Raw genomic sequence first — 16,712 nt, 5'->3', positions numbered from 1 at the left:
AAGGCTTGCAGCACTGACAAGGGCAATGCTCGTAATGGCGCGCTTTGCTAAAATACCGAAGCCCCCCTTGAATGCCTTCGTTCATGCGCGGCCATATTGCCTCTACCTGGTTATCAGGTCCAGCCCGTAGCGTGAGAGTGGCTGGGGATCGTCTTCCGTCGTCAGGTAGGTGCGCCCGAGACACATGGCATTGCCGGTTTCGGAATCCATGATGATCATGTGTGCGAACAGCGTCATGCAGGGCGCGATGGGCTCTTCATTGCCGGCGTAAAACATTTGCGGATCCATCCAGGACGGCGCGAAGCGCGCGCCCACAGAATAGCCGCAGGCGTTGAGCCGGTGTTTCGTCAGGCCATGGGTTTCCATCACGCGGGCGTGCGCGTCGAACACGTCGCCGAAAGTGTTGCCCGGCGTCATCGCCTTCTGCACGGCAGTGAGTGCGTCGCGGGCCGCCTCGAAAAGCTCTTGATGGCGCTTGGAAACCTTGCCCGTCAGCACCGTTTGCATCATTGCAGCGTGGTAGTGATTGTAGACGCCGGCCCATTCGAGCGTGATCTGATCGTTCTTGTTGAGCTTGCGTCTGCCCGATTTGTAGCGGCACAGAAGCGCATCCTCGCCCGAGCCGATAATGAAGTTGTTGGCCGGGTAGTCGCCGCCGCCGGCGAGCACCGCACCCTGCATGGCCGCCAGGATCGCCGCTTCGTCGCCGCCCTGTTTGATGAGTGGCAGGGCCGCCTCGAGCGCCTCGTCGCCGAGTTTCGCGGCCCGTTTCGCCTTCTTGATCTCCGCCTCGCTCTTGAAGAGCCGCAGCCGGCCGACGAGATCCGATGCGTCCTCGATTTTGCCGAAAGTCTGCAATTGCTCGTCGAGCAGACGTGTGCTGCGTCCGGTCAGCCCGTGCGTGTCGTATTCGACGCCGATCCGTGCGCCCAGCAGGTCGAGATCGTTCATGAGGTTGCGCAGCTCGACCGCCGGATTGGCGTCTTGCCGGTCGGTCCAAAGAACGATGTTCTCGATGTTGGAGGTGTGGCGCGCCTGGCGCAGATCGGCCGAACGTGTGAGTAGCACCATCGAGCCGTCGGCCTTCACGACAAGGCACTGGAAGAAGCAGAAGCCGAACGTGTCGTAGCCGGTGAGCCAGTACATGCTCTCCTGCGCGAAGAGCAGCATGGCGTCGAGCTTGCGTTCCGCCATTTCGATGATGAGACGGTCGCGCCGGGAATCGAACTCTGCCTGGTCAAAATGAAGCGCCATCAAATGTCCTCCAAGACGATCGCTGAAATCTGGCGTCCATAATCCGTTTCGCCGCGATGGGTGGCGCGACGATACGAATAAAAGCGTTCTTCCTCGGCATAAGTACAGTGCCCGGTTTGCGTCGCGTTGACGCCAGCGGCCGTGAGCCGTGCCACCGTGTAGCCGTTGAGGTCGAAAAGCGCATGGCCCGGCGTGCCCGAGGGGCGGAAAAAGGTCCGGTTGGCCGGGTTGTGGTTGACGAAGCGCTCGACGAATTCCGGGCCGACCTCGTAATTCTCCTGGCTGATGGAGGGGCCGAGCACGGCGGTGATGTTCTCTCTCTCCGCGCCCAGAAGTTCCATCGCCGCGACAGTGTTTTCCAGAATGCCGGTGAGCGCGCCTTTCCAGCCGGCATGGGCGGCGGCGATAACGCGCGCCTTGCCATCGGCGAACAGGATCGGCCCGCAATCGGCCGTCAGTGCGCCAAGCGCCAGTCCTGTCCGGTCGGTCACCAGCGCGTCGGCTTCGGGGCGTGTTCCGCCGAATGCCGCGTCGACGATGATGGCGTGGGGCGAGTGTACCTGATGGACGGTCAGAAGTTCGTCGATACCGACGCCCAGCCATTCGGCCACGCGCCGGCGGTTTTCCGTCACCGCGTCGCGTGCGTCGCCGGAGCCATAGCCGACATTCAGACCTTCATACAGCCCTTTCGAAAGGCCGCCGGCGCGGGTGAAGAAACCATGCCCCACGCCATTCTCCCGTTCACGGTCCAGTCGCGGGGACCGCACGGGCTCCGGCCTCGTTGTGTCAAGCATGCGCCGCCTTTTCAGATGCTCTCCAATGTCCAAAAGCCGAAATCCGCTTGATATTCGGAGCGCATCGCGCGGTTTTCGGTTTTGATCGGACACCGGCAAGTTAACGTTTCCGGCGTGGTTCTCGGATTTGAGTATCGCATCGCGCCCTCGATCCACCTCACCAGCGGCGGGATGGTGGGGCAGGGGCGAAACCAAGTCAATGCGGCGAAACGAATGGTGGAACCGCCACTGTGGATTGCATTACGGCAAGGGCCTTGAACAGCGTCCCCATCCGGTCCGGTCCGGCCAGCCGTTCCACCGCCTCCCGGATCGCCTGCTGTTCCGTGGCGTTCTTGTCCGCGCCCAGACGCCCAGCCCGCTCCAGAATTCCAAGTTTGAGGAGAAAGTCGCCCTGGTTCATCAGTTCGGCGGCGAGGCCTTCGTCTCTTGCTGCCTGGGCGAGGGCGGAAAAGTCCACATGCGCCGTCAGGTCCGCCTTGCCCGGTTCCTTCAGAACATCCCGATAGGCATGGCCCCGCAGCGCCTGCAGCGTGTCGCCGAGACCCGGCTTGGCATAGCCGTAATCGATGAAGAGCCCGGCGCCGCCCTGCGCGCGTATGCGTTCGGCCATGCGCGTCATCAATGCGTTGCGTGCCGGCGCAAGCTCGACGATTGCGCCTTCGGGAGCCGATTTGGCGCCCGGCGGCAGCAGTGTCTCGTCGGGTGCGCCGGCCCCAGCCATGAAAGAAAGCCTTTGGTTCGAATCGAGACCGACCGCGCGCTCCCGCCAGCCCGAATCGGTCTTCACGTACTGGCGCACCGGAACGGCATCGAAAAGCTCGTTGCCGATGATGAAGAGCGGACCTGCCGGCAGCGCGTCGATGTCGGCGATCCAGATCGGTTCGGGCGCGGACATTGCGAGCGTCTTGCGCTGCACCTCGCTCAGACGCGGGCTTGCTTCGATCATGCAAAGCCGCATCCGTCGGCTGAAAGCCGGATCGATTTTCGCCCAGGTCCTGAGCATGTCCTTCATCAAGGTGCCGCGTCCGGGGCCGATCTCCGCCACGACCGGCGCCTGCGGCGTGCCGCTCGCTTTCCAGGCCGTGTAGAGCCATACGGCGCACAGTTCCCCGAACATCTGGGTGATTTCCGGCGCGGTGGTGAAGTCGCCCGCCGCTCCGAAAGGCTCGCGCGTCGTGTAATAGCCCTGTTCCGGGTCGAACAGACAAAGCGCCATGTAGTCGGCGACGCTTATCGGCCCCGCCGTTTCGATCTGTGCCCTGATGCGGTCCTCGAGCGCCGTCATCCCGCGGTTGCCGGGGCGGTCTTGGCCCGTGCCCTGAGCATCGCCCAAACGCCCACAACCACCATCGGCACAGAAAGCACCATGCCCATGGTCAGCCAGCCGCCGACGAGATAGCCGATATGCGCGTCCGGCTCGCGGAAGAATTCTACCACGATGCGCGAAAGGCCGTAGCCGCAGACGAAGGCGCCGGCAACGAAGCCCGGCATCCTGAGTTTCAGCCCCCTGTGAGTGAGGAGCCGCAGCACGACGAACAGCGCTAGCCCCTCGAGCGCCGCCTCGTAAAGCTGGCTGGGGTGCCGTGGTTCCGGTCCGCCATTGGGAAAGACGAAAGCCCAAGGCACGTCCGTGACACGGCCCCATAGTTCCGAATTGATGAAATTGGCGACCCGCACGAGTCCGAGCCCGATCGGCACCACGGCGGCAATCGTGTCGAACAGGCTCCACGTGTTGATGCCGCGTTTCCTGGCGAACAGCAGCATTGCGAGCGTCACGCCGAGCAGTCCGCCGTGAAACGACATGCCTCCCTCCCAAACCGCGAGAATGTCGAAGGGATTGGAGAGATAGCGCGGCAGATCGTAGAAGAGGATATAGCCGATCCGCCCGCCGGCGACGATGCCGATGGCCGCCCACAAAACGAAATCGTCGAGATCGTTGGCCGTCAGCGCCGGCTTGCCGTCGGCCCAAAGCCGCTCGTTCGAGACCAGGCGGCGCGCATACCACCAGCCGAGAAGGATGCCGACCACATAGCCGACCCCATACCAATGGACCGCGATCGGCCCCATCTGCAGTGCCACCGGGTCGATGTTGGGAAAGGGCAGGGCGGCCAGCGGCATCGTCACATAGTCGGTCAATCGGGCCTCCCGGCGCATGAACATGAATGCGGGTGGTATTGCGGAGCATCGGGGCGAGGTCAAGGCAGCTCAAAAGCGGCGCGCCGCTTGAGTGTGCGCCCGGTTTGCCTTGCATTCGTCCGTTCGGGGCACTAGGTCAAAGGTACAATTGGGAAATGAGCCATGACCAACGGAAGCAACCGAATCCTCGATGAGTTCGCCAAGCTGATGACCGACGCCGCGGGTGCGGCGCAGGGTGTGCGCCGCGAGGTGGAAACGGCGTTTCAGGCGCAAGCCGAGCGCGTTCTGAATTCGATGGACGTCGTCCAGCGCGAAGAGTTCGAGATGGTTCGCGAAATGGCGCTGAAGGCGCGCGAGGAAAATGCCGCTTTGACGGCCCGCATCGATGAACTTGAAGCCCGATTGGCCGAGGGCGGGGCGGCGAAGACTGCAAAATCCGATTCGAAACCGGCGTCATCCGCCCGGACGAAAAAATAATTTTTTATTACCGTCGCCTGTGTATGGCGTCGAAAAATCCTTGTTCGAGAGTCGCTTACGCTGCCCGGCCCCTTGTTGCGCGGCGCTTCTATCCACACGCCTCCGGCTCTCACTGCAAAAAAGGTCTGGTCACGCGACTCTGCATCAATACACTGAATTTACAGCGTGATTCGTAACTGGTCATGCAGTCGGGCAGGGGCGGGCCCGCGTAAGTTCCATGCGTTGTCGTTGTCGCTCCACACTGTGTTTCAGGTTTGAAACGTCTTGCGGGAGTTCGCTCCCCATGTGGATTCTTGCGGGGTGTTGCGGCGCCTCCAGATACGGGAAAGCAGATTAATGAGCCTTCTTGAACTCGACATGACCCGTGATGCGCATCCCGTGGATGTCATCGAACATGTCGCGCACACCAATGACTGGAGCTTCGAGCGCAATGGCGACGACGAGATCGCCATCGCCGTGGCCGGCACATGGACCGACTACAACGTGTCCTTCTCCTGGATGGAGGAATTCGAGGCGCTGCACGTGGCTTGCGCCTTTGATCTGAAAGTGCCTGCGAAGCGTACTCTTGAAGTCATGCGGCTCCTTTCGCTCATCAACGAGCAGATGCTGTTCGGCCATTTCGACCTCTGGGAGCGCGAAAACGTTGTGATGTTCCGTCAGGCGCTCGTCCTGTCGGGCGGCGTCGAGCCCACCGGGCAGCAGGTCGAAACCATGCTGAACAGCGCCCTTGAAGCCTGCGAATGCTATTATCAGGCGTTTCAGTATGTCATCTGGTCGGGCAGCACCGCGCAGGAAGCCCTGAACAGCGTTCTGTTCGAGACCTACGGCAACGCATAGTTGGCAGGACAGGGGAGCGGGCATGTCATCGGAAAAGGCACCGGAAATCGCCTTCGACGATTTCCTCAAAGTGGATATCCGCATCGGCACCGTTGTCGAGGCGGAGCCTTTTCCCGAAGCCCGCAAGCCGGCGATCAAGATGAAAGTCGATTTCGGTCCCGAGATCGGCATCAGGAAATCCTCCGCGCAGGTGACGGTCCACTACACGCCGGAGGATCTGCTGGGTCGGCAGGTGGTCGCGGTGGTCAATTTCCCGCCGCGTCAGATCGGCAAGTTCATGTCCGAGATTCTCGTCATGGGCTTTGCCGACGAGGAGGGGGCGATCGTTCTCGCCGGCTCTGACAAGAAAGTGCCCAACGGCAGCCGTTTGCACTAGGGGCGGTCCCCGAGTGATGGCGCGCCGGGCCACCCCGTGAGGCAACCATGCGCATATTGGTGCTCGGCGGATACGGTTTCATCGGACTTGAAGTCATGCGAAGGCTCGCCGCCGCGGGGCACGAACCTGTCGGGCTCGGACGTACCGTCGAGGCCGGTCGCCGGTTGGCGCCGCAGTTTGAATGGATCGGCTTCGATATCGCCACCGCCAGGCTTCCCGCCGACTGGCTCGCTCATCTTGCCGGCATCGATGCTGTCGTGAATTGCGCCGGCGCGCTGCAGAGCGGCGCGCGCGACAATCTCGAAGCCCTCCAGCATGACGCCATGATCGCGCTCTTCGCCGCCTGCGAGGCAGCGGGCGTCGATCGCTTCATCCAGATTTCCGCGCCCGGCGCTTCGCCTTGTGCCGCGACCGAGTTCATGCGTACCAAGGGCATGGCCGACGCGCGCCTGCGCGAAAGCGATCTGGACTGGATCGTCCTCAAACCCGGCCTCGTCATCGGTCAGAACGCCTACGGTGGCACCGCGCTTCTGCGCATGTTGGCCGGCTTTCCCTTCATTCTGCCGCTCGTGCACCCGAAGGCGCGCGTCGGCACCGTCTCGATCCGCGATCTCACCGATCTCGTCGTCGCAGCCGTTTCTCCCGCTTTCGTTGCCGGGCGCGACATCGAACTGGTGGAGCGGGACGCCGGCACGCTTGCCGATGTCGCGCTTGCCTTTCGCCGTTGGCTCGGTTTCCCCGCGCCGCGCCGCGTTGTCTCTCTTCCCGTCTGGCTTGGTGCGGCAGTGGGCTTCGGGGCAGACGCGCTCGGCCTTCTCGGCTGGCGCTCGCCCCTGCGCTCCACGGCCATGGCCGTCATGGCCGGCGGCATTGACGGAGACGACGCCGCGTTTCGCGCGGCGATGAGGCGGCCTGTCGCGCGGCTCGGCGAAACGCTGGCGCACCTTCCGGCAACGTCTCAGGAGCGCTGGTTTTCCCGACTATCGCTTGCCCTGCCGCTCGCCATCGCCCTTCTTGCCGTTTTCTGGTTCCTGTCCGGGCTCATCGGCTTTCTGCGCTTCGATGCGGCAACCGGGTTGCTCACCACAGCGGGTTTTCCCGGTGCGGTGTCGGCGTTTGCCGTCTTCGCGGGATCGCTGGTCGATATGGTTCTCGGACTTGCCATCCTGTACCGCCCGTTCGCCCGTCGGGCCTGTCTGGGTATGTTGGTGGTCTCGGTCCTTTACCTTCTGGCCGGAACGACCTTCCTTCCGCAATTGTGGCTCGACCCGCTTGGTCCGTACATGAAAGTGTTGCCGGGAACCGTTCTTGCATGGATGACGGCGCTTCTTCTGGAGGAGCGCTGATGCTTCTGGACAATGCACTTCGCTGGGCGCATGTCGTCGGCGCCTGTGTGCTTCTGGGCACCGGGGCTGGCATCGCCTTTTTCATGTTCATGGCGCACCGAAGCCGCGACCCGGTTCTGATCGCTCATGTGGCCTCGACCGTGGTGATCGCCGATTTTCTCTTTACAGCGAGTGCTGTGCTGATCCAGCCCGTCACCGGCCTGTGGCTCGCCTTTCGCCTCGGTTGGGATCTCACCGAGGGATGGCTTGTCTTGTCCATAGCGCTTTACGTTATGGTGGGGGCCTTCTGGCTTCCTGTTGTCTGGATCCAGATGGCGCTGCGCCGGCTTGCGCGGCAGGCGGCCGATCATAACGCGCCTTTGCCGGATCGCTATTACCGGCTTTACCGCATCTGGTTTGCCTGCGGCTTTCCTGCATTCTTGGGTGTTCTTGCAATCGTCTGGCTGATGCTTGCCAAGCCGGTGTTCTAATCGCCGCTGCAGGGGCCCCGGCGGCTCTTTCGCATAATGAAAAACCGTGCGGAGCGCTCCGTCCGCACGGCTTGTTCCGCACTCTCACTCGAACATGCTTTTCGGCGTTTCCCCCATGAGGAATGGCTCGATCAGCGCATGCAGCAGATCCACTTGTCCCATGACGGCGGTGTGTGAAGTCGCCGGCAGGACGGCGAGGCGCGATTCGGGCAGCGGCTTGCCCATGTCGCCCATATCGCCGCCGCCCAGCAACCGGAACATGGATACGGCGTGTTCAAGCGTGTTCACGTCGGCGTCGCCGCTGATGATCAGCACCGGCATGTCGAGCGCTTTCACGTCCTCACCCCAGGCCATCGGCTCGTGTTCGAGCGCGATCAGCTTTTCGACCAGCGCCGGAAAACCGTCCGGGTCGGCGGCCAGTTCCTTGTATTCCTCGGCAAACGGCATCTGAAGAAACATCTCCACCGTCATCTGTGGAATGAATGCCTTGAACGCCGGCTGCCAGCCTTCCGCGTCGTAGGCGACGGACGCGGCGATCAGCTTGTTGACGCGTTCGGGATGGCGGATGGCGAATTGCAGCCCGGCGGCGGCGCCCATGGAATAGCCGAACACATCCGCTTTCTCGAGTTCCACCGCATCCATGAAGGCGGCCACGTCGTCGGCAAGGTTCTCATAAGTGATGGGGCGGTCGATGTCGGTCGTGCGGCCATGTCCCTGGAACTCGATCGCATAAACCTTGTGCGTCTCGGCCAGCCTGGGGATGATCGCGCCCATGGTCGGGATGTTCATGTAGGCGCCGTGAAGGACGACGAGCGGATCGCCTTGTCCGGAGATTTCGTAATACATCTGCATGCCGTTCACTTCGACGCGGTCGCCCACGGGCTCGGCGGTCGCGTGAAGAATGCCTGTCAGAAGCATCGCTGCGGCGGTCAGTACGGTGCGGAACATGGTGCGGAACATGAGTGTTTCTCCTGCGTGTATCCGGCGGATGGCCGGTTGTTCTGGTGATAGGACGAAGCACGTCACGACGATCCGACACGCCTGCCGATTTTTCACGCAACAAAAAAGCCGCGCGGATCGCGAACCCGCACGGCCTTCCATCGAACTTCGAATAGGACGTTAGGCGACTTCGTCGTCGCGCTGGTTGACGAAGATCAGAACGCCGATGATTGCGACATAGAACTTGAAGGCGGCGTCCTGCCCGTTCCAGGTGTCGGACTGCCACATCAGGAACCACTCGCCGCCGACGACCATGAAGCCGAAGAACCAGACGAGAAAACCGACCGTCGCGCCGGCGATCATCAGCTTCTTGGAAGCGTGGAACTCCGCGGCCGAGGCGCCGCGCGCGCCAAGCATTCTGAGGCCGCCCAGGAGAAGCAGCACGAAGGTGAGACCCTCACCGGCGATGATCAGCCAGTAGCCCGCATGCCACAGCGCCGGCGTGGTGATCGCACGGTACATGGCCGCGTTGTCGGGGAATGTCGTGTCCATGCTGAACACGTGCTGCACGAACGCGAAATTCGAGCCGTAATCGGTGATGTTGTTGAAGGTGACCATGAACGCGAAAGCAGCGAGTGCGAGCGTCATGGCGATTTTTGCGTAGCGTGAGGTCATTGGGCCCCCTCCTTCCGATAAGCGGCCGGAAAACTGCATCGTCTGTGGTCCGGTCGCGACTCAGTGTGTTAGACGAAAGGATAGCGTGCAATCCGCCGCGGACGAAAGGTCAAGACCGCGCCCTTCCTTCCGCAAGGTTATCGACAGCAGGAGTCGTGCGTTTGAAGACGATCATCGAATTGACGAATGCCGCGCGCCGCAAGGTTGGAGAGGCCGGGCTTGAAGCGCGGCTCGGTCGGCTTGTCCTTGGCGAATGGGTGGGCAAGGGCGATTTCGTCGAACTGGCCGGAAGTGGCGATGCCATCGTGTTCGTCGTCCGCGCGCGGCGTATCCGCCTTGAGGCCGATGGCGCGCAGGCGCTTATCTTCGAGCTAGATCATCCGCCGCGCCCGGCCATGCGCTGAAGCCAGGCGGGCCGGCGCGTCAGGAAGGCACCCGGATCACCGCCCGAAGCCCGCCGAGTGGGCTGTCGTCCAGTGTCACGTCCCCGCCATGGCTGCGGGCGATGTCGCGGGCGATGGAAAGTCCAAGCCCCGTCCCGCTCTCGTCCTGATTGCGCGCTTCGTCGAGCCGAACGAACGGCTTGAACACATCCTCGCGCATCTCAAAGGGAATACCCGGCCCGTCGTCGTCCACGGTGATGGTCAGCGTTCCGGCTGTGTTGTGCGCCGTGATCGCAACGTTGGAGGCATAGCGGAAGGCGTTGCCGATCACATTGGTCAGCAGCCGGCTGAAGGCGTTGGGACGGACATGGAGGTGTGTATCGCCGCTGGTCTCGACCTTGAGTGTGCAGTCGCGTAGGCCGGCCTCTTCCACGGCGCGGTCGAAAAACGCGGCAAGATCGAACTCGCCGGGGTCCTCCGCAGCCTCGCCGCGCGCGAACGCCAGATATCCTTCGAGCATCGAGCGCATGTCCTCGATGTCCTGGTTGAGGGCTTCGACGTCTTCCTTGTTGCCGGCCATCGCCAATTGCAGCTTGAAGCGTGTCAGTATGGTGCGCAGGTCGTGACTCACGCCCGTCAGCATCGCCGTACGTTGCTCGATCTGCCGTTCGATGCGCTCACGCATCAAAAGGAAGGCGCTGCCTGCGCGCCTGACCTCTTCGGCACCGCGCGGGCGGAAGTCGCTGGGCGTCGGTCGCCCCTTGCCGAAGCTGTCGGCGGCCGTGGCCAGTTGCAGGATGGGCCGGATCTGGTTGCGCAGGAACGCCACGGCGATGGCGATCAGCACCAGAGATGTGCCCACCATCCACAAAAGAAAGATATGCGTGTTCGATGCGTATGCCTGGCTGCGTCTGGCGAAGACGCGCAGCACCTGGTTTTCGAGCTGTATGCGGATTTCGATGATGTTGGAGTTGCCCACCGTGTCGAGCCAGAAGGGGCGGTTGATTTGCCGCGTGATCTCCTCGCTGAGCGTCTGGTCGAGGATGGAGAAGAAGGGTTTCGGGCCGGGCGCGGGCAGGGGGTCCGGTGGCAGGAGATCGATCTTCAGCGCCAGCCGTTCCTGAGCGATGCGGATCACCTGCGCATAGCCGTCATTGCCGGGATAGGTCTCGATCATATCGATGATGGCCGAAATATCGCGCGTGACCGCCTGGCTCAACCGCTGCGTCACCGTCTGCCAGTGGCGCTCCATGAACACGAAGGCGATGACCGACTGCAACAGAAGCATGGGCGCGATGACGATGATCAGCGAGCGTGCGTAAAGTTGCTTGGGCATATAGCGCGAAACGATGCGCCAGAATCGCCGCCAGGGCCTGCGCATCGTGCCAAGCGCACGCCTGAAGCGCGTCAGCGGTGTCATCTTATCGTCTGAACTAACTTGCAAATCCGCCATTCGCCCTTGAGGGCACCCATTCCCGAACTGCGATCTCGCCCGATCCTATGCATTGGACGCGCAAGAGGGAACAGGTTTTCCGCACCCTTCACATCAATGGCCCTTGACTTCAAGTCGGCTTGAAGTTGGAGCCTGCGCGCAACGGTGGATCTACCGCCGGTTTATTTAAGGAGACAGCATGCCATTCAGTTCGAAAACCGCTTCTTCCGCGCCGGTTTACCGGGTCGACAAGTTCGCCGTTCCGGTTCCGGCCCGAGAGGAATTCCTGGAGCGTGTTTCCGCCACGCACGAGACCCTGCGGCAGCAGCCCGGATTCGTCCGCGATGTCATTCTCGAGCAGGCGTCGGGGCCGGGCACGTTCAACTTCGTCACACTGGTTGAGTGGGAAAGCCCGGACGCCATCGAGCGCGCCGGCGAGGCCGTTGCCCGCATGCATGCGCAAACGGGTTTCGACCGTCACGAGATGATCGCGCGTCTGGGCATCGCCGCCGACATCGCCAATTATCGGGCGCTGGCGATCTGATCCGGAGCGGCCGGCTCTATTCCACGCTCAGCCGATAGCCGATCCCGCGCACGGTCTGCAGATAGACGGGATTGGACGGATCGCGTTCGATCTTGCGGCGCAGGCGGTTGATCTGCACGTCGATTGTCCGCTCGCCCACTTCCGAATCCTCGCCCACCAGTTCGTGCCGGGGCACGGTTTCGCCCGCGCGCTCGGCAAAGATTACCATGATGTCGCGCTCCCGGTCGGTCAGCTTGACCAGCTTGCCCGTATGTTTCAGCTCGCGCTTCGCGATCTGGAACGCGTACGGGCCGAACACGACCTGTTCCACCTTCGGGGTGGATTGCGGACTGCTGCGGCGCAGGATGCTGTTGATGCGCAACACCAGCTCGCGCGGATCGAACGGTTTGGGCAGATAGTCGTCGGCGCCGGCTTCCAGTCCCGAGACCCGGCTGTCGGTTTCCGAAAGCGCCGTGAGCATCAGGATCGGCGTATCCTTCTCCTCGCGCAGCGCCTTGGTCAGTGAGACCCCGTCTTCGCCGGGCATCATCACGTCCAGCACCACGAGGTCGAAATCGAGACCCACAAGCTTGCGGCGCGCCTCCGCCGCGTTACCGGCAATGGTCACGCGAAATCCGTTCTCCTTCAGAAAACGGTTCAGCAGGCTGCGAATGCGTGTGTCGTCGTCCACCACCAGCAAATGCGGCGCATCATCGCTCAGGACAGGCTGATCCTTTTCGAGACTGCCGGTTTCGCTCATCTTGACGACCTCCTGAACTGATACAGCGCGCATGGTATGCCTACTTAGAACGTCCGTTTGGCAATTTGTCCATCTGGGGACGCAATTCCGGGTTCACCATGGCGCGCAGAAAACGCGCCACCGCGGCACTGTCGCCCGGCTGCGCTTCCTCAAGTGCCGCACGGATGCGGCGGGACTGTGGCAGTGCCAGCGCCAGTGCCAGGTTGCGGCCCTTCTGTGTCGGATAAAGCTCGCGCTGGCGCCGGTCGCGGGGACCGGGAAACTGCACGATATACCCATCGTCGACCAGTTGTTTCAAAACGCGGGCAAGGCTTTGCTTGGTGATCCGCAGCACCTCCAGCAATTCGGCCACGGTCAGGCCCGGCAACCGGTTGACGAAATGCAGGACCCGGTGATGCGCCCGTCCAAAACCGTATTCGTCGAGGATGGCGTCGGGGTCCGCCGTGAAATCGCGATAGGCGAAAAAGAGATGCTCGATAATGGCGAAATCCACGCCGTCATCCAGCGTCAGCGGGGTTTTGATTGGTTCGGCGTCATTCATGCTCATGGCTGCTTGCGGTCGTTTCCGGCGTTTGGAGAAAAATTATGTCAGTCTTATTGACTTAATTTTGGCATATGGTAATTTTTGACAATGTTTTCGCTTCGGCGCGAACGAAAAGGTATTCAGAAGGTCATTTTTCGGAACATCCTTCAAATTCCTTTCAGGTGCGCATAGGCTGAGACGGTTGAAGGCGTCGTCTGCGGGCGGCATTTCGGTTTGTCCGGCTCCACGGAAACGGACCGGCAGGAGAGGTTACATGGCAGCGGTTCCTTTTGATCAGCTCGAGGGCTTTATCTGGCTCAATGGTGAATTCGTCAAATGGGCAGACGCCAGGATTCACGTACTGAGCCACGGCCTTCATTATGCCAGCGCCGTGTTCGAAGGCGAGCGTGCTTATGGCGGCGAGATATTCAAGCTGACCGAGCACACCGAGCGGCTCCATGAATCGGCGCGTCTCCTGGGCTTCACGATCCCATGGTCGGTCGCGGAAATCGACGATGCCTGCCGCACGCTTCTGGCCCGTCAGGGTTTTTCTGATGCCTATGTGCGCCCGATCGCCTGGCGCGGCAGCGAGATGATGGGCGTTTCGGCGCAGAGCAACCGCATCAATCTCGCCATCGCCATCTGGCAGTGGCCCAGCTATTTCGATCCGGAGCAGCGCCTGAAGGGCATCCGCCTCGACATGGCCGAGTATCGCCGTCCGGATCCGCGCACGGCGCCGTCCAAATCCAAGGCCGCCGGTCTTTACATGATCTGCACGCTCTCCAAGCACGCGGCCGAGGCGAAAGGCTATGCCGACGCGATGATGCTCGACTGGCGCGGCCAGGTGGCCGAAGCGACCGGCGCGAACATCTTCTTCGTTAAGGATGGCGCCCTGCACACGCCGGTTCCCGACTGCTTCCTGGATGGAATCACCCGTCGCACGGTGATCGATCTTGCCCGTCGTCGTGGCATCGAAGTGGTCGAGCGCGCCATCATGCCGGAGGAAATGGAAGGTTTCGAACAATGCTTCCTCTGCGGCACCGCGGCCGAGGTCACGCCTGTTTCTGAAATCGGCCCATATCGCTTCGAAGTGGGCGAAATCACGCGTTTGCTGATGAACGACTATGCCAATGAGGTGCGTCCGGAACTTCGCGTGGCCGCGCAATAAGCGGGCGCAACCGGAGGTTTTCTCATCGAATATTCACAGCCTCTTATTTGACATGTGCCGGATTCGCGTTTTCATGTGCGCGCCGGCCCTTGAAGGTCGGCTCTATGAGAGGGACCGGATATGGAAGCTCTACTTCCCATTATCGTGCAAGCGGTGACTGGCGTTATCGGCGGTGAAGCCATCGGCTCTGTCGTCAAGAAGGCGGCGATGGGTCATGGTGCCAAGATATTGAGTGGCATCATTGGCGGTGTCGGCGGCGGCGCTCTTCTTTCAGGCATGGGCGGCGATGCCGGTGCGCTGAGCGGTTTGCTCGGCGACGCCGTTGGCGGTGCTGTCGGCGGCGGTGTCCTGACAGGCATCGTCGGCGCTGTTATGGGCGCGATGAACAAGAGCTGATTTTTGTCGATTCTTTGAAACGGGCAGCCGGAAGCGGTTGCCCGTTTCGTGTTTTCCGGCCTCGTGTGGCGGGACCTAGAGAGGGTTTATGGGCAAACTCCGTGCCGGCGTCGTTCCCGTGACGCCTTTCCAGCAAAACTGCACGATCCTTTTCGATGAAGAAGAAAAGAACGGTGTGGTGGTCGATCCGGGTGGCGATCTGGACCGGATTCGCGCGGCCATCGACGACAACGCAATCGCTATAGAAGCGATCTGGCTGACCCACGGTCACATCGATCACGCCGGCGGTGCCATGGACCTCAAGGACGCGCTCGGGGTGCCGTTGATCGGTCCGCACGAAGACGACCGCGAGTTGCTCTCCAATCTGGAGAACCAGGCACGTATGTTCGGGCTCGATCAGACCGTGCGCAATGTCACGCCGGACCGCTATCTGCACGAAGGCGAGACCCTCTCGTTCGGTGAGCATGTTTTCGAGGTTCTGCATTGCCCCGGACATGCGCCGGGGCATGTGGTCTTCTTCAATCGCGAGGCCGCCTTTGCGCATGTCGGCGATGTTCTCTTCAACGGTTCTGTCGGACGGACCGACCTGCCGGGCGGCGATCACGACGCCTTGATCCGCTCCATCAAGCAGAAGCTCCTGCCGCTGGGAGACGACATCGGCTTCCTCTGCGGCCATGGTCCCGGCGGGCGCTTCGGTGACGAACGGCGCACGAATCCGTTCCTCCGCTAGACCTTTCCCGGAGGTGACCGTCCAGGTCCGGTGCGCCCTTCAGACAGGCGGTTGAGACAAAGCGTTATACCGGCTTCGGGACTGTCTGTGCCACGTCCCGCTTCTATCGAACCGGAATGTCTGTGGCCGTGACAGCTCTTCAATGCTTGTGCGAAACGCAGAGCTTGTGCGATATGCAGATGTGGATTGACAGGCCTTTTGAAAATCAACTAAAAGTTGAATCGCGCGAGAGAGAATCGCAAAAGCGTTTTCCGGTGGCGTTCTCATGCAATGCGAGAAGCGTTCTTGCGTATCGCAAAAAGCGTTCTTGTGAATTGCAAAAAGCGTTCTTGCGAATTGCAAAAAAGCGTTCTTGCGAATTGCAGAAAGTATCCCGTTGGCCTGCGATCTCGGCCATGCATGCCGTCACCGGCGTTTCGCGTTTCAGATTCGTTGTTCGTCATCGCGCGTCCGGGGACCGGTTCTATTTTTCACCGAGTGTCGATTGGATGCGTTTGTCGATCCGCACATCCAGCTTTTCATGACGAAAAAGGCCGGGCAAAGCCCGGCCTTGTTTCGTATGGGCAGGGAACCCTTGGGTGCGGCTGGCAGACAAGACTAGCGCGGCTGGCAGAAATGACGTTGACCGTCATATCCCATAAAGGTGCCGGTCCGGCCATCGAAGCTGCGATAGCGGTTCGCGCAATAGCGGAACCATTCGCGCGACCACGGTTCCATCGCGGCGCGATAGCGGACTGGGCGTTCCCGGTAGACCGGGCGTTCCGGATAGCGGTCGCGATAAACCGGCCGATAGGGCGGGTCGATATAGACACGACCGTCGCCGTGCCGCGATTCCGAGATCAGGCCGCCGACGATGGCACCGGCAGCCAGTCCGATCACGCCGGCCGCGATTGCGTCGCCATTGTTGCTGTGCCGGTGGCGATAGCGATGGCCGGCGTCCGCCGTGGAGATCGCTCCGAGCGTTGTGGCCGCGACGGTAAGCGAGAGAATGCCCGTCTTCAGGAAGCGTTTCATAACTTTACCTCTTCAAGTACGAGCCGCGATGTTTCAGGGGGAGGCGCGGCTTTCGCAGAGGATTTACCCATTCGCACCTGAATGGCACCTGAATAAGGCATAAAGCCCGCGTTCAACCATTATGAACGCGACACATGCTTGGTGTGGAAACGCCGCTACATTGACTTGGCGGAGGCGAGGGTGCGGTTTCGCGGAGGGGCCGTTTGCGATATCCTCGATTCCGGTGCTGCCTGCGCCGCCCCCCTCCGTCGGGAAAGCACATTTCATGCAAGGCATTCTGCCAATGAAACCGACTGTTTGGGCGGCTGCATAAGGAGGGATTGCGAAACCGGCTCGCAACGGGAGGTTTCCGGTGAAACTGTCTGCACCCCTTTATTATCTGAAACGCAAGGCGAAAACCCTGTCCCGACGCGAAGGCGTCGCCCTTCACGTCGCGCTCGATCGCATCGCCGTCACCGAAGGTTACAGCGCATGGAGCC

At 61.6% G+C, this 16,712-nt stretch carries 21 protein-coding genes and 1 pseudogene; 12 read left to right on the top strand and 10 right to left on the bottom strand.

The genetic code is table 11. The features are described from left to right. Nucleotides 1-102 precede the first annotated feature (102 nt). From QZ638_RS10275 to lgt, 4 genes are all read right to left on the bottom strand, one after another. Nucleotides 103-1,254 (bottom strand): Xaa-Pro peptidase family protein, encoded by a 1,152-nt coding sequence (locus QZ638_RS10275; RefSeq protein ID WP_295809697.1) that lies wholly within the window; start codon nt 1,252-1,254, stop codon nt 103-105. Further along, nucleotides 1,254-2,048 (bottom strand): peptidoglycan editing factor PgeF, encoded by a 795-nt coding sequence (gene pgeF / locus QZ638_RS10270; protein ID WP_295809694.1) that lies wholly within the window; start codon nt 2,046-2,048, stop codon nt 1,254-1,256. Before pgeF ends, QZ638_RS10275 begins: the two co-directional genes overlap by 1 nt. Nucleotides 2,049-2,244: 196 nt before the next feature. Continuing rightward, on the bottom strand, nt 2,245-3,333 hold the full coding sequence (locus QZ638_RS10265) for a class I SAM-dependent methyltransferase (protein WP_295809691.1): 1,089 nt from the start codon (nt 3,331-3,333) through the stop codon (nt 2,245-2,247). Then, on the bottom strand, nt 3,330-4,184 hold the full coding sequence (lgt, locus tag QZ638_RS10260; protein WP_295809689.1) for a prolipoprotein diacylglyceryl transferase: 855 nt from the start codon (nt 4,182-4,184) through the stop codon (nt 3,330-3,332). Before lgt ends, QZ638_RS10265 begins: the two co-directional genes overlap by 4 nt. 162 nt (nt 4,185-4,346) lie before the next feature. On the opposite strand from lgt, the gene QZ638_RS10255 reads away from it, so the two are divergent. From QZ638_RS10255 to QZ638_RS10235, 5 genes are all read left to right on the top strand, one after another. Further along, entirely contained in the window at nt 4,347-4,661 is a 315-nt protein-coding gene (locus tag QZ638_RS10255; protein ID WP_295809686.1) for an accessory factor UbiK family protein, read from the top strand. 336 nt (nt 4,662-4,997) lie between these two features. After that, entirely contained in the window at nt 4,998-5,498 is a 501-nt protein-coding gene (locus QZ638_RS10250) for a YbjN domain-containing protein (RefSeq protein WP_295809682.1), read from the top strand. A 22-nt stretch (nt 5,499-5,520) separates the two neighbouring features. Next, a complete protein-coding gene (locus tag QZ638_RS10245) occupies nt 5,521-5,874 on the top strand; it encodes a tRNA-binding protein (protein ID WP_295809680.1) in 354 nt (117 codons plus the stop codon). 47 nt (nt 5,875-5,921) lie between these two features. Beyond that, nucleotides 5,922-7,220: an SDR family oxidoreductase gene (locus QZ638_RS10240; protein WP_295809678.1), complete on the top strand. Its 1,299-nt coding sequence runs from the start codon at nt 5,922-5,924 to the stop codon at nt 7,218-7,220. Next, complete coding sequence (locus tag QZ638_RS10235) at nt 7,220-7,690, top strand: DUF2269 domain-containing protein (protein ID WP_295809675.1); 471 nt, start codon at nt 7,220-7,222, stop codon at nt 7,688-7,690. The genes QZ638_RS10240 and QZ638_RS10235 overlap by 1 nt, the downstream gene beginning before the upstream one ends. Before the next feature lie 84 nt (nt 7,691-7,774). Here the strand turns inward: QZ638_RS10235 and QZ638_RS10230 are convergent, their stop codons facing one another. Further along, complete coding sequence (locus QZ638_RS10230) at nt 7,775-8,638, bottom strand: alpha/beta hydrolase (RefSeq protein WP_366936231.1); 864 nt, start codon at nt 8,636-8,638, stop codon at nt 7,775-7,777. 171 nt (nt 8,639-8,809) lie between these two features. Then, nucleotides 8,810-9,304 carry a DUF2165 family protein gene (locus tag QZ638_RS10225; RefSeq protein ID WP_295809669.1) on the bottom strand — a complete coding sequence of 165 codons (495 nt, stop codon included), beginning with the start codon at nt 9,302-9,304 and terminating at the stop codon, nt 8,810-8,812. A gap of 155 nt (nt 9,305-9,459) precedes the next feature. Between QZ638_RS10225 and QZ638_RS10220 the strand changes: the two genes are divergently transcribed. Next, nucleotides 9,460-9,708 carry a hypothetical protein gene (locus QZ638_RS10220; RefSeq protein WP_295809667.1) on the top strand — a complete coding sequence of 83 codons (249 nt, stop codon included), beginning with the start codon at nt 9,460-9,462 and terminating at the stop codon, nt 9,706-9,708. A 19-nt stretch (nt 9,709-9,727) separates the two neighbouring features. Here the strand turns inward: QZ638_RS10220 and QZ638_RS10215 are convergent, their stop codons facing one another. Continuing rightward, nucleotides 9,728-11,068 (bottom strand): ATP-binding protein, encoded by a 1,341-nt coding sequence (locus tag QZ638_RS10215; RefSeq protein ID WP_295809728.1) that lies wholly within the window; start codon nt 11,066-11,068, stop codon nt 9,728-9,730. 250 nt (nt 11,069-11,318) lie between these two features. On the opposite strand from QZ638_RS10215, the gene QZ638_RS10210 reads away from it, so the two are divergent. After that, the gene (locus tag QZ638_RS10210; RefSeq protein ID WP_295809666.1) at nt 11,319-11,663 is read left to right on the top strand and encodes an antibiotic biosynthesis monooxygenase family protein; all 345 of its coding nucleotides are present in this window, start codon (nt 11,319-11,321) and stop codon (nt 11,661-11,663) included. Nucleotides 11,664-11,679: 16 nt separating this feature from the next. Here the strand turns inward: QZ638_RS10210 and QZ638_RS10205 are convergent, their stop codons facing one another. Continuing rightward, complete coding sequence (locus tag QZ638_RS10205) at nt 11,680-12,402, bottom strand: response regulator (RefSeq protein WP_295809664.1); 723 nt, start codon at nt 12,400-12,402, stop codon at nt 11,680-11,682. Between the two features lie 40 nt (nt 12,403-12,442). Further along, a complete protein-coding gene (locus QZ638_RS10200; protein ID WP_295809661.1) occupies nt 12,443-12,949 on the bottom strand; it encodes a MarR family transcriptional regulator in 507 nt (168 codons plus the stop codon). Between the two features lie 250 nt (nt 12,950-13,199). On the opposite strand from QZ638_RS10200, the gene QZ638_RS10195 reads away from it, so the two are divergent. From QZ638_RS10195 to QZ638_RS10180, 4 genes are all read left to right on the top strand, one after another. Next, nucleotides 13,200-14,093: a branched-chain amino acid aminotransferase gene (locus QZ638_RS10195; RefSeq protein WP_295809656.1), complete on the top strand. Its 894-nt coding sequence runs from the start codon at nt 13,200-13,202 to the stop codon at nt 14,091-14,093. A gap of 120 nt (nt 14,094-14,213) precedes the next feature. Further along, nucleotides 14,214-14,489, top strand: coding sequence for a hypothetical protein (locus QZ638_RS10190; RefSeq protein WP_295809654.1), 276 nt, complete (start codon nt 14,214-14,216; stop codon nt 14,487-14,489). 88 nt (nt 14,490-14,577) lie between these two features. Beyond that, entirely contained in the window at nt 14,578-15,219 is a 642-nt protein-coding gene (locus QZ638_RS10185) for an MBL fold metallo-hydrolase (RefSeq protein ID WP_295809651.1), read from the top strand. Between the two features lie 122 nt (nt 15,220-15,341). Beyond that, the gene (locus tag QZ638_RS10180) at nt 15,342-15,743 is read left to right on the top strand and encodes a hypothetical protein (RefSeq protein WP_295809648.1); all 402 of its coding nucleotides are present in this window, start codon (nt 15,342-15,344) and stop codon (nt 15,741-15,743) included. A 73-nt stretch (nt 15,744-15,816) separates the two neighbouring features. On the opposite strand, the gene QZ638_RS10175 is transcribed toward QZ638_RS10180, so the two are convergent. Next, nucleotides 15,817-16,233 carry a BA14K family protein gene (locus tag QZ638_RS10175; RefSeq protein ID WP_295809645.1) on the bottom strand — a complete coding sequence of 139 codons (417 nt, stop codon included), beginning with the start codon at nt 16,231-16,233 and terminating at the stop codon, nt 15,817-15,819. Between the two features lie 352 nt (nt 16,234-16,585). Here QZ638_RS10175 and QZ638_RS10170 point away from each other — a divergent pair. After that, a pseudogene (locus QZ638_RS10170) lies at nt 16,586-16,712 on the top strand (DNA helicase); the annotation flags it as partial.

This window comes from uncultured Nitratireductor sp. (assembly GCF_913053745.1).
Lineage (GTDB): Bacteria > Pseudomonadota > Alphaproteobacteria > Rhizobiales > Rhizobiaceae > Nitratireductor.
The sequence above is the reverse complement of the archived record's forward strand: the minus strand, read 5'-3'. Positions and strand labels throughout refer to the sequence as shown.